The sequence below is a fragment of the Veillonella parvula genome, assembly GCF_048309325.1.
GTDB classification, from domain to species: domain Bacteria; phylum Bacillota; class Negativicutes; order Veillonellales; family Veillonellaceae; genus Veillonella; species Veillonella parvula_T.
Window position 1 is genome coordinate 87,900 of the sequence record NZ_DBFBTX010000004.1, and the last position, 14,590, is coordinate 102,489.

Here is a 14,590-nt window from a genome sequence, read left to right on the forward strand (position 1 = left end):
CTATTAGGCACGCTCACCTGTAAGGCGGAATAACATTTCCTTATATGCTTCTTCAATATTACCAAGATCCCGACGGAAACGATCTTTATCGAGTTTTTCACCAGTTGTAGCATCCCAGAAACGGCATGTATCAGGAGAAATTTCATCACCCAATAAAATTTCACCATTATGGGTACCAAATTCTAATTTAAAATCTACAAGGGTTACATTTTTAGTAGCTAAGAATTTTTTCAAAATATCGTTTACCTTTAAAGTAATTGTAGAAATTACGTCAAGTTGCTCTTGAGTGGCCCAACCAAGTGCTGTGATTTGGGATTCATTGGCAAATGGATCGCCTAATTCATCATTTTTGTAGCAGAATTCAAGGATTGGATGTTTAAGTGGTGTACCTTCTTCAATGCCAAAGCGTTTAGCCATAGAGCCAGCCGCAATATTACGAACAATAACTTCAAGAGGAACTATTTTCAATGCAAGTACTGTTTGGTTGCGATCATCTTCACGACGAACGAAATGAGTTGGTACGCCTTCTTTTTTCAACAATTCAAAGAAGAAAGAGGAAATTTTATTGTTCAAAACACCTTTTCCAAGAATGGTATCATGTTTCTCGCCATTAAATGCAGTGGCATCATCTTTGTAATGAACGATGTACTCATCTTTGTTATCTGTTGCATATACTTGTTTTGCTTTGCCTTCGTACAATAATGTTAATTTTTCCAAATCGATGTTAGCCATGATCTTTCTCCTTTATCATAAATTAATGATACAAACTAATTAATGATACAAACTATGTAATAGATATCTAAATAAACTGTTTTTCTTAACCAATATTTAATCGCCGATGATTTACATGATTAAATATGAATAGCACCTTGTAATTCTGCATTGTCTGCTAAGACTTTTTCAGCCATATCTTTACGATATAGTTGATATTGTTCTTTCAGGTCTTTATTGAAAGCTGCTCCAATTTGTACTGCAAAGAGCGCTGCATTTTTAGCACCATCTACAGCCATAGTTGCTACAGGCATACCAGATGGCATTTGAACGATAGCAAGCAAAGAATCAATGCCTTTTAGAGCCGTTGCATTAAGAGGAATGCCGATAACAGGTAATGTAGTGAAGCTCGCCACCACACCAGGTAAATGAGCCGCCGCGCCAGCACCAGCAATAAAAGCGATAGCCCCTTCATCTTCAAGTCGTGTGACAAAGTTCTTCACAGCCTCTGGGGTACGATGAGCTGAGGCAATAACCATTTCATAAGGGATTTTGAATTCATCAAGTACGGCAGATGCCTTTTTCATTGTGTCTAGGTCAGACTTGCTGCCCATGATAATACCGACCTTCATAGATCCTCCTAATAAAAAAGCCCAGCCAAAACAGACTGGGACAAATACGCGCAAATAGCCTCCGTAGACTTGCTTTGAATTTGTTGATTTGCATAGTTCACGGTGCTACCTCCTTCTTGTACTCAAATTGTAACACCTAACATTTACAAAATCAATACTATTTTCGAATATTTTTTTATTAAATATTTTTATTATTCGTTATATTCCGAACTATTATAAAAATATAGATTGCATCGTATAAATTAATTTTAAATAAATCTATAAAATAAAATACTGCCTATTCAATCTTATAACAACACAAACTTATTCTATCGATTAAAATATTTATATGTTTTTTCTTATCCATACAAAAAGAGGATAACCCATTTATAAACAGGTTATCCTCTTTTCATAATTCCGAACATTAGATCACTTAACTTGTATCTATTATTGATTAGTGAGTACCACTTTCAAAGGCAGCCTTCAATTCACCTACAGATTCTGGAATATAATCTACGATAGAAGACATCAACGCATACATCAATGCAGGCTCGAACGCATCATCACCACACATATATACGCAATCCAAGTATAGGCTAGAATCTTGTTCATCAATATATAGTTTGTAATTTTTATATGTCGCATTGTCACGATTAATTAATGCATTCAAGGCATTCATATTTTGTGCTGTTACCTTTTCAGGGCCTAACACTAAACGAACTACACTATAAATACTGTTATCGAGAATGACGAATAAAGGCATATCCCATAAAGGAGACTTGATATAAGAACGATATACTACTGTACCGTCTTCATCATCAAAATCCTTCCGTTCAAAAGATATGATTTCTTCTTCTTTCAAAAACTTATCAAATAATAAGGATTTAGGATTCATAACAACCTCTATTAAGCTAAGCCAGCTACTTTAAGAATATCTTTATGTACAGCATCTAAATGCGGTTGAATAACTTCAAGCATAAGATTCACTACTACAGTAGGATCAAATTGTTCATTCAAACATGGTATAGACACATCCATATAAATGTTATTGTCTTCATTGCTCACGTAATATTTAGATATCTTGTAATCTTGATTTAACGTGTTAAGTTCTTTCAATACCGCAGGAATCACTTTTCTATCAATAGATGTTGTTGTGATAGCGATGCGTACATAGGTGAACGCAGAATCGTCTACAACGATGAACACAGGCAAGCTATGCTCATGAACATCCAAACGACCATGATATACAACTGTGTTAAGATCGTCTGTCATTTCTTCCTTTGTAAACCAAGTGTTACCGCCTTTATTAAGGTCAGCAACGAGTAAGTCGAATTTTTCTGCTTTTTTATTCATAATTCCCTCTAACAATAATCAGACTAATTAGTCTTCGATAAACACACAACCATTATCTTTGAATTCTTTAATGCGAACTAAAGACTCTACACGGTAGCCCGCATTTTCCAAGCGTTCACGACCAGGTTGGAAGGACTTTTCGATAGCAATCGCAATGCCAACTACTTCATCACCTGCGTCTTGAACCAACTTAGCAAGGCCCATAGCCGCCTCGCCAGACGCCAAGAAATCGTCGATAATCAACACTTTTTCGCCAGCTGGTAAGAATTTTTTAGAAATAGTGATATCATAATTCTCTTCTTTTGTATAAGAGTACACAACACTATGATATACATCATCTACCATAAGGATGGATTTTTTCTTACGCGCAAATACCAATGGCACGTCTAGTTCAAGCGCGGCCATCAACGCCAACGCAATACCAGATGCTTCGATGGTAACAATACGTTGTACACCTGCATCACGGTAACGATCCGCGATTTCTTTACCAATCGCCTTAAACAATTGTGGATCGATTTGATGGTTTAAGAACCCATCTACTTTCAGCACTCGATTATTGAGGACAATCCCCTCTTCACGAATGCGTTCTTTTAATAATTCCATGTGCTCATACCTCCGCATAACTATCTTTAAATTTTAACGTAAACAACCCCTTAGGGTCAACCTATATCTAGTAAAAGTCTTATAATATACCCCATAAATATCATTGCAAATAAGACTTAAATATTTCATATATGAATTATATAACTCAACTGCTTTATAGGAATATAATATAGCACGGTAAAACTCACACTAATATATAAAAAGACACACTTTAAGAAATTTTCCTAAAGTATGTCTTTAAACATGTCTTTTTCTTATAAAACTTTATCTCGAGTACTTTCACGATTAACTAGCAAGGACGTAAATCTTGCAGCCCCTTCAGATTGAGGAACCAAGCGAGAACGCACAAGCACAATGTCGCGTGTTGGTACCGGAATATCTGTATCGATGCGCACAATAGTCCCTTCTTGCATTTTTTGTTGTACCACATGATTAGGTAACATGGAAATACCCATGTTGATTTCTACAAGATCTAGTAATACATCGACGCTACCCAATTCAAAGCGAGGCTTACGACAAGCACCATGTGTTACATCGTCAAAGAATGTACGACTAGCAGAGCCTTTATGCAAGAGTAAAATAGGCTCGTTAAGAAGGCGCCCTTGATCAAAGAATCCTGCCCCTTTATAGTCAGGACCGCCAACAAAGACATCTTGAATGGTAGCTAGCGTAGTTACCTCTAACTGAGGATTATCTCTCAAGCCCTCATAATCATTAACCACGGCTAATTGCGCCTCTTTATTGAGTACTAATTCTACACAATCAGGAGACGGACGATTAATGATATGTAAGCCAATTTCACTTTCTTGTAATTGCCATTTGTGGAAATAAGGCAATAGGAAATGGCGACACAAAGTATCTGTGGCAGCCAAATTTAAACTTTCATAAGCTTGACTAACCCGTTCTTGTAATTGGGTAACACCATTATCAAGAATGGAGAAAGCTTTAGCTACCGTATCAAACAATTCTTTACCTTCTGGCGTGAACCCTACAGATTTTGTAGTACGCACGAAGAGAGGCATATTAAGTTCTCCTTCTAATTGTTTAATACTTTGACTGATGGCGGATTGGGACACGCCTAATTCTTTTGCGGCACGGGAAAAAGATAAATATAAGCCTACCCCTAGAAAGGTTCTATATAAATCTGCAGATACTGCCATTTTATTCACCTCTGTTATATACTAATAGTAACGTCTTACTTTTAAATACACATATCATTACCTTATTATAACTATAGACTCTCAATATATAATGAATATGTAGAAATCTTCATGAAAGTTAGGTCTTATGACCTTCATGAACTTTTCATATTTATTAGTATTTCTAATCTTTTCATTAGTAAGATTATCTTTACTTATAAGTCTAGACCGACTATACTTAATTTGTCAATATCCCATAGGGAATTATATACATTACAGGAGGCTACAATGGCTATACAACGATTATTCGTAACAAAACGAGAATCTTTCAACCTAGAAGCGCAACGCATGTTACAAACCTTACAACAGGAATTATCTATGCCTGCTACAGATGTGACAATCTATGAGCGATACGACATCGAAAATTTAGATGCAAAAGATCTAGAGTCTGCTAAAAATTTAATTTTTTCTGAACCTCCTGTAGATACTGTATTAGAAGAAATTCCAAGTGTACAAGGCTTTGTATTTGCTGTTGAATATGTGCCAGGTCAATACGATCAACGTGCTGATAGCGCAGAGCAATGTATTTCTATGCTCACACTTACATCCGGCCACATCGTGCGTTGTGCTCGCGTATATGCTATCGAAGGCACCTTTACAAAAGAACAAGAAAATGTCATTAAGGCCTACTACATTAACCCTGTTGATTCCCGCGAAGCGAGCCTTGACGTACCAAATACCTTAGCTCTCGATTTAGAAGATCCAAAACCGGTAGCAACAATCGATGGCTTTACTACGATGAGCAATGATGATTTAGAAGCTCTCATCAAGAACTACGGTCTTGCTATGACATTAGCAGACCTTCAAATGATTAGACAACAATACGCAGAGGTGGAACACCGCGATCCTACGATTACAGAAATTCGCCTCTTCGATACATATTGGTCTGACCATTGCCGTCACACTACCTTTATGACCGAGTTAACAGATATTACCATTGAAGACAGCCGCTTCACCGGTTCTATAAAGGAAGCCTTCGAAGAATATATGGAAGGCCGTGCTGAGCTCTACACGACTAAGAAAAAAGCTCGCTCCCTCATGGACATGGCTACATTGGCTGTAAAAGAATTACGCCACGCTGGAGGACTTACAAATCTCGATGAATCTGATGAAATCAATGCATGTACAATCATCGTCCCTGTCGATGTAAATGGCAAGACTGAAGAATGGTTGTTACTATTCAAAAACGAAACCCATAACCACCCTACTGAAATCGAACCATTTGGTGGCGCAGCTACCTGCTTAGGTGGTTGTATTCGCGACCCATTGAGCGGTCGCGCTTATGTATACCAAGCTATGCGCATCACAGGCTCTGGCGATCCACATACAAAACTTGAAGATACATTGGAAGGCAAATTACCACAAAGAAAGATCACCCAAGAAGCAGCTCGTGGTTACTCCTCTTACGGCAACCAAATCGGCCTTGCTACAGGTGAAGTAAAAGAATATTACCATCCTGGCTACGTAGCAAAGCGCATGGAAATCGGCGCAGTTATCGGTGCTGCACCTCGCAACCAAGTTCGCCGTGAGGTACCAGTTGCAGGCGATGTGGTAGTATTGCTAGGTGGTAAAACTGGCCGTGATGGCTGTGGTGGCGCTACAGGTTCCTCTAAAGAACATACCGTTGAATCTCTCTCTACATGCGGTGCAGAAGTCCAAAAAGGCAATGCTCTTACAGAGCGCAAAATCCAACGCTTATTCCGTCGTGGCGAAGTAACGACACTTATCAAACGTTGTAATGACTTCGGTGCAGGTGGTGTATCTGTTGCTATCGGTGAACTAACTGATGGTGTATCAATCAATCTCGACTTAGTCCCTAAAAAATATGCTGGCCTCGATGGTACAGAGTTAGCCATCTCTGAATCCCAAGAGCGCATGGCCTGTGTCATCGATGCTTCTGATGTAGAGGCATTCAAAGCATACTGCGACGAAGAAAACTTGGAGTGTACAGTTGTGGCAGAGGTAACTGATACAAATCGCCTTGTTATGAACTGGAATGGCGAAGCAATTGTAGATATTAGCCGCGACTTTTTAAATACAAATGGTGCTAGTCAACAACAAGAAGCTATCGTAAAAGCACCTACAGATCGATCCTACTTCTTACGTGGTTCAGCTAGTGCAGATAACTTCAAGGAAAAATGGATCGCAGCCGTATCCGATTTAAATGCAGCATCCCAACAAGGCTTAGCAGAACGCTTTGACAGCACTGTGGGCGCCAATACAGTCCTCATGCCATTCGGTGGCAAATTCCAAAAAACGCCTACCCAAGGCATGGTTGCTAAATTACCGGTTCTAAACGGTGAAACTACAACGGCTAGTATTATGACTCATGGTTTTGTGCCTGAGTTATCTGCATGGAGCCCTTATCATGGTGCGCAATATGCAGTACTTTTATCTGTAGCAAAATTAGTAGCTCTTGGCGGTCGCCGAGAAGACGCATACTTAACATTACAAGAATATTTTGAACGCCTCAACTCTAAAGAATCTTGGGGTAAGCCAGTAGCAGCTTTACTTGGTGCTTATAAAGCACAAAAAGAACTTGAAATCGGCGCTATCGGCGGCAAGGACTCTATGAGCGGTACATTTATGGATCTTACCGTTCCCCCTACCCTCGTATCCTTTGCAGTTGGTACAGCTCATGTAGATAATATCGTGAGCCAAGACCTTAAAGGCGTAGATCACCGCCTCGTATTCTTCGATGTACCTCGTACATACGATGACACCCCTGATTGGGATCGATTCAAAGAAAACTGCGATACACTACAAGAACAAATTGAAAAAGGTCGCGTTTACTCTGCCTATGTAGTTGATCAAGGCGGCATTCCTGAAGCAGTCACAAAAATGGCCCTTGGCAACAATATCGGTGTTAAATTCGATAAATACGCTGAACGTGGTATCTTCCAACCAGCCCTTGGTTCCTTCATCGTTGAAGTAGATATTACGGCTGTTAATTATCTTTTAGAATTACCTGATGTGAAAGTTATCGGCGTAACCCAAGCCACACCTGTTATCGAATGGGAAGGTCAATCCGTATCGCTCAAAGAAGTACAAGCGGCCTATGAAGCACCTCTAAACGATATCTTCCCAATGTACGCATCAAACGGCTTTGGTGAAGCAGTCGCTTACATCCATGACCAACACGCTAAGCCTCGTAGCACATCCTTAGGTGCAAAACCAAAAGTTCTCATCCCAGTATTTCCTGGTACAAACTGCGAATTTGACTCTGCTCGTGCCTTTGAACGAGCTGGTGCAGAAACAGATATCGTGCTCATTCGCAACCAAACTCCAGAACAATTAAAAGAATCTATCGACGTAATCAAAGCTAAATTAGCAGAGTCTCAAATTCTTATGTTCCCAGGAGGTTTCAGTGCTGGTGATGAGCCAGATGGTTCTGGTAAATTCATAGCCACCCTCTTCCGCAACCCATACCTTGCAGAAGGTTTAGAAAACCTCTTGTATAAACAAGATGGCCTTGTATTAGGTATTTGTAACGGCTTCCAAGCGCTCATCAAGTTAGGCTTGTTACCTGGTGGACATATTGAAACGTTAACTGCAGATCATCCTACATTGACATACAATACTATTGGTCGTCACTTATCTCGCATGGTTAATACGAAAGTTATTTCCACAAAGTCCCCTTGGATGAGTGATGCTAAAGCTGGAGAAATTTACACGGTACCAATTTCTCACGGCGAAGGTCGCTTTATAGCGTCTCCTCAACAAGTGTTGGAGTTCAATAAAACTGGCCAAATCGCTACACAATATGTAGACTTTGATGGTATCGCCTCCATGGATAGTCACTTCAATCCTAACCAATCTGTAGCTGCTATCGAAGGTATTTATAGCCCTGATGGTCGCGTATTCGGCAAAATGGCACACTCCGAACGCTGTGGTGCAGGCATCAGCAAAAATATTCCTGGCCAATTAGAAATGCCAATCTTTACATCTGGTGTAAAATACTTCAAATAATTGGTCACTATGAACTTTCATGTGAAAGCCTACTTCTTCAAGTAGGCTTTTTCAATATTGATTTTTTTCGAAAATATTAGTATTATAAATTGATACTATATTTACAGACATGAGTTCTCATGTAAAGCTATACATACCTAGTGTGGGTTAAGAAAGGATTTTATTATGCATTGTGCTCAGAAAATGACTCATAATATCTACTGGATTGGTAGTAATGACTGGACAACAGAACGTTTCGAAAACTTATTCCCTATTCCAAATGGTGTTAGCTATAACAGCTATTTCATCGACGATGAAAAGACTTGTGTGGTAGACTCCGTAGATGCTGAAATTCGCGAAGAGTACTTCGACAACTTGACTCACCTCTTAAATGGTCGTGAACTTGATTACATCGTCGTAAACCATATGGAGCCTGATCATTGCCAAACATTATTGGAAACATTGGAACGGTATCCAAATTGTAAAATGGTAGGTAATGCTACAACATTCCGCATGTTTGAGCAATTCTATAACACTCCAAAACCAGAACAATACCATCAAATTAAAGAAGGCGATGAAATCTGTTTAGGTAAACATACTTTGGTTTCTTACACTATGCCTATGGTTCACTGGCCTGAAGTAACTTGTACATACGAAAAATCTACAGGCACATTGTTCTCTGCAGATGCTTTTGGTACATTCGGTACAGTTAATGGTAATATCTTTGCTGATCAAACCGATTTCGTAGCTACATACGAAGAAGAAGCTCGCCGTTACTATACAAATATCGTTGGTAAATACGGACCGCAAGTACAAAATGCACTTCGCAAAATTTCTAGCCTTGATATCAAACGCATTGCTCCACTTCATGGTCCAATCTGGCGCACCCCTGAATCTATCCAATATATCACGCACAAATACTTACATTGGTCCAGCTATACAGCCGAGCAAAAAGGTGTTGTCATCGCTTTTGGTTCCATGTATGGCAATACTCGTGCTATTGCTCAACAATTGGCTAAACAACTCTCCAAACGTGGCGTTACAGATATCAAAATTTACGATGTTTCCAAAACTAATGCTTCCTACATCATCTCCGATGCTTGGAAATATACTAACTTGGTAACTATCGCACCTACATATAACTTGAATCTATACCTTACTATGGAAAACTTTATCCATGAATTAAAAGCCCTTAACTTCCAAAACCATAAGATATCCATCATCGGTAACCACTCTTGGGCTTCCGCTGCGATGAAAACAATGGTTTCCCATTTCGAAAATGACTTCAAAGACATTGAAATCGTTTCCGAACCACTAGATATCAAATCCTCTTTGAAAGAAGAAGATCTTCCATTAATTGAAAAAATGGCAGACGATATCAAAGCATCCATTGAAGCTGCTGAAATTAAAGACGTATTCTAATACCTAATACAAGAGCCGCCTATTTAGGCGGCTTTTTTCTTTTTATATACTAGATTTTATACGCCTAAAACCAGGCTATGTTTTTTGGTTTATATCCATTTATTGAGATCAAATACTATATTTTAAAAGCCTTGTAAATATGCAATAATTCTACTATTTTTTTGCTTGACATAAATCTAACTTTTTCATATACTATACAAGTACCTGTTACACAACAGAATACATGGAGAGGTGTCCGAGCGGCTGAAGGAGCATGATTGGAAATCATGTGTGCGGTTATCCCGTACCCAGGGTTCAAATCCCTGTCTCTCCGCCATAGTAAAAGCAGTGCTTTCGCACTGCTTTTTTATTTGCATATAAAGAAAAAGCTATTCGAATTATACTCGAATAGCTTTTTGTATGTCACACTATATTAGTTGTGAATTTTCTTTGCAATATCACCGATAATTTCAGGTGTCGTTCTACAACAGCCACCAATGATTTCAGCTCCAGCTTTTCGCCATACCTCAACGTAGTCTACAAATGATGCAGCATCGCCATACCAAGTTTTAGTTTTACTATCATAGCTTTCACCAAGATTAGGATATACAGCAATTGGTTTATCTGTAACGGTACGGATATCTTTTATCAATGATTCTACATATTCCGGTTTACTACAATTAATGCCAATCCCCGTAATAGGATGTACCTTATCGATCATTTGTGCACATTTAATAATGGTTTCGCCACTAGAAACATGGTGCCCATCTTTACAGGAAAAAGCAATCCATCCGGGAATACCTTTTGATGTAAATGGATCAGACATAGCTCTCGCAATAGCAATCGCTTCAGCATAAGACGGTATAGTTTCAAAGGATAATATGTCTGGATGTTCTTCGCAGAATAATGCTAGCCGTGGAATATGGAATATCTCTAGATATTCTGTTTGCACATCAGGATAACCACGGTATTCAGAGCCATCAGCCAAGAAAGCGCCATAAGGTCCTACAGAGGCTGCCACCAACGGTTTAGGTAAAGCACCTTCAGAAAAATATCTAACCCCCTCAGGAGTCTCTTCACCGAGCTTAATACCATGCAATGTAAGCGCCCCACTCGCCTTTGCTTCTAAAAACTCATTACGAGCTTGCACGGCTAAACGAACAGATAGTTTAACGAGCTCTATCGCTTCTTCCGTTCCATAACCTAAACCTTTAAAGCCTGCTACTGTCGCTTGATAGCCAGAGCTTTGAATGATATCGGCACCCGCAGCTAAATAAGAAATATGTATTTTCTTAATGATATCTGGCTGATCCATGAGAACCTTAGCAGACCACAACTTATGTTGAATATCACAGCCATAACGCTCTAATTCGGTCCCTAAAGCCCCATCTAAGACGAGGGCGCCCTTTTCCTTAATAATATCTAAAAATGCACTTCGTTTAGCCATCATACCACCCATTCTATACATACCTCTTATAACACGAGGCTTACCTAGCATATTATATCAAATAATACATTCTGGTACTATCTACAAACTATCTTAATACCTCTGCTGGAGGCTCCTTACCAAACCATTTCTTATAAATTTCTGCATATTTACCGTTTGCTTTGATCTTAGCCAAACCATCATTGATTTTGTTAAGCAATTCTGTATTGCCCTTTTTCACAGCAATACCTAGTGGTGCCGCATCATAGTCCTCTCCAGTAACCTTTGCGATACCTTTGCCCTTACCATTAACATAATATTCGTTTACTGGTGTATCATTGATAACTACATCGACGCCTTTATTTTGCAATTCTAAGAACGCATCGACAATTATATTAAACTGATGTACATCGGCATTGGGAATCTTGCTAGCAATCTCTGCACCAGTAGAGCCGATGGATACACCAATGCGTTTACCTTCTAGATCCTTAAAGCTATTAATATTGGTGTTATCTATGTTCACAACGAGACCATTACCTGCAATATAGTACGGTTTACTAAAATCAACGGATTTTGCTCGTTCTTCAGAAATAGTCATATCCGAAATAGCGATGTCGATGGTATTACTTTGTAATGCTGGTAAAAGCGCATCAAAGTTTAGATTTTGAATATCTGCTTCTATACCCTCTTCATTTGCAATCGCATTGATAATATCAATATCAAATCCAGCTAATTTACCACTATCTTTGTCTTTAAAACCAAATGGTGCATAGGTCGCATCAGTACCTACGCGCCATGCCTTCTGACTATTCCCCTCCTGACCACAGCCTGCGATTAATAAACTACTAGCAATGGTGAAAGCCCCTAATAGAGCTGCTATTTTCTTAAATTTCATATTATTATCCTTACTTCTCTCTGTTCTATCTAGAAACAGAGTTCTTCTTAATCAACTAATATATCTATACTTACACTTATGAGCATAATAAAAATAATACCTCTAAAGGTATTATAGTTTTATGATAACATTCGATATAGTACGGGTCAATAAATCCAACTATACCAATAGGTATTGAATTGATATAGTTTTTAGCTATATCAAAAATAACATTCCTAAGTATATAAAAAGACCGCCTTTACCAAGCATAGATGAAACTTGATAAAGGCGGTCATCTCCAAAATGGAGGATTCCTGGTTATTTATAGAATAAATAAGCTATTCAATTCATTTAGGATATATAGTATGTAATTTATTTAGCATGTTTAGCTTTTATATACATAGCTACCTTGTACAAGAACGTACAGAGTAATAAATACATTACGATACTGAGATATGTCGCTTCAGGTGTTTCTACCCAAGCTTGAGCAAATACATCAACACCTGCAATACGAAGCACTGCACTAAACAAGGAGCCAATAGCACCACCAGCTACGAGACCAGAGGCAATTGTACTACCTTTGGAGAAGCGAAGATCTGCCAATTCTTTGTCTTTTGTACTATTTTGTACAAGATACGCAATCAAACCTCCGATAAGTAATGGTGTATTAATTTCCATTGGCAAGTATGTGCCCAAGGCAAATGCCAACGGTGGAACTCTTACCATCCACAAGATAATTGCAAATAATGCACCAGCCATGTATAGAGGCCATTGAGCACTACCACCAGTCATCATTGGCTCAATGATGGCAGCCATAGCGTTCGCTTGAGGTGCATTTAATGCGTGATCTCCTACAAATCCATAAGCATCGTTCAAAAGAATCATAACACCTACAGAAAGTACGGCACAAAGAATAGTACCAACGATTTGCCATTGTTCCATTTTCTTAGGTGTAGCACCTGTCATATGTGCCACCTTAAGCTCAGACATGAAGTTACCAGCCATCCCAATAGTAGTACCAATAAAGGATGCCATCATGAGGACTGCTATCATACCGACCTTACCAGTCATACCTGCTGCGGTTAAGCATACAGCGGAGATAATAATCATAAAGATTGTCATACCTGAAACCGGTTCTGTACCTGTATAAGCGATGGAGCTAATCCCCACTACAGACAATAGGAAGGACATAATAAGAACGATTAAGAACGCTACAATTGTTTGTCCGAAGCTTTCAGCATACATAAAATGGAAATATGCTGCAAATAAAACTGTACATAACAAGATACCAGCACCAATCCAAGATGTAGGTACGTCACGTTGTGTACGAAGCAAATTAACATCTACAGTTTTAGAACTAAAGATGTCAAGCACTGCATTTTTAACAACATTTGCTACCACTTTAGACATTGTAATTAGACCGATGATGCCTGCCATAGCGAGCATGCCGATACCAATATGACGAACATAATCAAGGAATACCTTGCGAATTGGGGCCTCCCCTAATGGAACTGCATGGCCGCCAATTTGCATGATATGTTCAGGCGCTAAATAGTACACAATCGGAATACATACAAACCAAGAGAAGAAAGAACCGGCTGCAATGATAGCCGCATAGCGAAGTCCCGTAAAATAACCAAGGCCAAGCAATGCTGCATCAGTATCTACCGCTGCGGTTAGCTTAGTTTGATCTGCAAGGGCTGCCCCCCACTTAAAGGTAGCAGTGCGAATAACCTCTTGCCACCACCCCAAACTATTGAGAATAAAGTCATACACAAGAGCAATTAAACCAGAGCCAAGCATGAGTTTTGCTTTGCTACCTTCATTACTCATCAATACTTCCGCTGCAGCACGACCACTTGGGAACGGATACACATAGTGCATTTCCTCAACGAAATAGCGACGGAACATAACGCATAATAAAACACCTAAAACGCCGCCAAGAATGATAGGAATCGCCATTTGTACAAAGGATACATCTGTTACATTCCAGATGTAAAGAGCTGGCAAGAAGAACATAGCCCCTGCCAATGTGTTCGTACTAGAACTAGCGATAGCTTGAATGTGTACCGTTTCGGCAAAAGCATTTTGCCGCTTTAAAATAACTGCTGTACCCATAGCAAGTACAGATACTGGTGCAAAAGCATCTACTGTTTGACCGATTTTCAAACATAAATAGCCAACAGCCAGTGTGAAAACTGCCGCATAGAACAAGCCCCAGAAGACTACATATGAGTTAATCTCTACGTAATCTTTCTTAGGATCTAACACCGGTTCTATGGGTGGAATGGAACGAACCTCGTCCGACATAGTAAAACCTCCTCACAGAAAAAGTACAAACGTATAACTATTCACCTTTATACTAACACGGTACTACACATGGTTCAATGGTTTTCTATGCACTATGCGAATAAAACAATACACCCTCTATAAATAATTATTTTGCATTTTTGGCGTCCCTGTT

11 protein-coding genes and 1 tRNA gene are annotated in these 14,590 nt (G+C 39.1%); 3 read left to right on the forward strand and 9 right to left on the reverse strand.

Features of this window, described 5'->3' with window-relative positions:
- Positions 1-3: 3 nt before the first annotated feature.
- The 6 genes from purC to ACMKPP_RS03025 all read right to left on the reverse strand — a co-directional run bounded on the left by purC (position 4) and on the right by ACMKPP_RS03025 (position 4,438).
- Complete coding sequence (gene purC, locus ACMKPP_RS03000; RefSeq protein ID WP_287541326.1) at positions 4-732, reverse strand: phosphoribosylaminoimidazolesuccinocarboxamide synthase; 729 nt, start codon at positions 730-732, stop codon at positions 4-6.
- 119 nt (positions 733-851) lie between these two features.
- The gene (purE, locus tag ACMKPP_RS03005) at positions 852-1,343 is read right to left on the reverse strand and encodes a 5-(carboxyamino)imidazole ribonucleotide mutase (RefSeq protein ID WP_156697151.1); all 492 of its coding nucleotides are present in this window, start codon (positions 1,341-1,343) and stop codon (positions 852-854) included.
- 433 nt (positions 1,344-1,776) lie between these two features.
- Entirely contained in the window at positions 1,777-2,217 is a 441-nt protein-coding gene (locus ACMKPP_RS03010) for a hypothetical protein (protein ID WP_004693734.1), read from the reverse strand.
- A gap of 11 nt (positions 2,218-2,228) precedes the next feature.
- The gene (locus ACMKPP_RS03015) at positions 2,229-2,675 is read right to left on the reverse strand and encodes a hypothetical protein (protein ID WP_278466919.1); all 447 of its coding nucleotides are present in this window, start codon (positions 2,673-2,675) and stop codon (positions 2,229-2,231) included.
- A 27-nt stretch (positions 2,676-2,702) separates the two neighbouring features.
- Positions 2,703-3,278, reverse strand: a complete 576-nt coding sequence (locus tag ACMKPP_RS03020; protein ID WP_008602825.1) for a xanthine phosphoribosyltransferase — start codon at positions 3,276-3,278, stop codon at positions 2,703-2,705.
- 254 nt (positions 3,279-3,532) lie between these two features.
- The gene (locus tag ACMKPP_RS03025) at positions 3,533-4,438 is read right to left on the reverse strand and encodes a LysR family transcriptional regulator (protein WP_004693739.1); all 906 of its coding nucleotides are present in this window, start codon (positions 4,436-4,438) and stop codon (positions 3,533-3,535) included.
- Positions 4,439-4,705: 267 nt separating this feature from the next.
- Between ACMKPP_RS03025 and ACMKPP_RS03030 the strand changes: the two genes are divergently transcribed.
- The 3 genes from ACMKPP_RS03030 to ACMKPP_RS03040 all read left to right on the forward strand — a co-directional run bounded on the left by ACMKPP_RS03030 (position 4,706) and on the right by ACMKPP_RS03040 (position 10,163).
- Positions 4,706-8,446 (forward strand): phosphoribosylformylglycinamidine synthase, encoded by a 3,741-nt coding sequence (locus ACMKPP_RS03030; RefSeq protein ID WP_039965361.1) that lies wholly within the window; start codon positions 4,706-4,708, stop codon positions 8,444-8,446.
- A 165-nt stretch (positions 8,447-8,611) separates the two neighbouring features.
- Entirely contained in the window at positions 8,612-9,847 is a 1,236-nt protein-coding gene (locus ACMKPP_RS03035; RefSeq protein ID WP_008602831.1) for an FprA family A-type flavoprotein, read from the forward strand.
- Positions 9,848-10,072: 225 nt separating this feature from the next.
- A tRNA-Ser gene (locus ACMKPP_RS03040) sits at positions 10,073-10,163 on the forward strand.
- Positions 10,164-10,259: 96 nt separating this feature from the next.
- Here ACMKPP_RS03040 and mmuM read toward each other — a convergent pair.
- From mmuM to ACMKPP_RS03055, 3 genes are all read right to left on the reverse strand, one after another.
- Positions 10,260-11,285: a homocysteine S-methyltransferase gene (mmuM, locus tag ACMKPP_RS03045; RefSeq protein WP_083791386.1), complete on the reverse strand. Its 1,026-nt coding sequence runs from the start codon at positions 11,283-11,285 to the stop codon at positions 10,260-10,262.
- A gap of 76 nt (positions 11,286-11,361) precedes the next feature.
- Complete coding sequence (locus ACMKPP_RS03050) at positions 11,362-12,147, reverse strand: basic amino acid ABC transporter substrate-binding protein (protein WP_004693747.1); 786 nt, start codon at positions 12,145-12,147, stop codon at positions 11,362-11,364.
- Positions 12,148-12,498: 351 nt separating this feature from the next.
- A complete protein-coding gene (locus ACMKPP_RS03055; RefSeq protein ID WP_004697976.1) occupies positions 12,499-14,436 on the reverse strand; it encodes an OPT family oligopeptide transporter in 1,938 nt (645 codons plus the stop codon).
- Positions 14,437-14,590 lie beyond the last annotated feature (154 nt).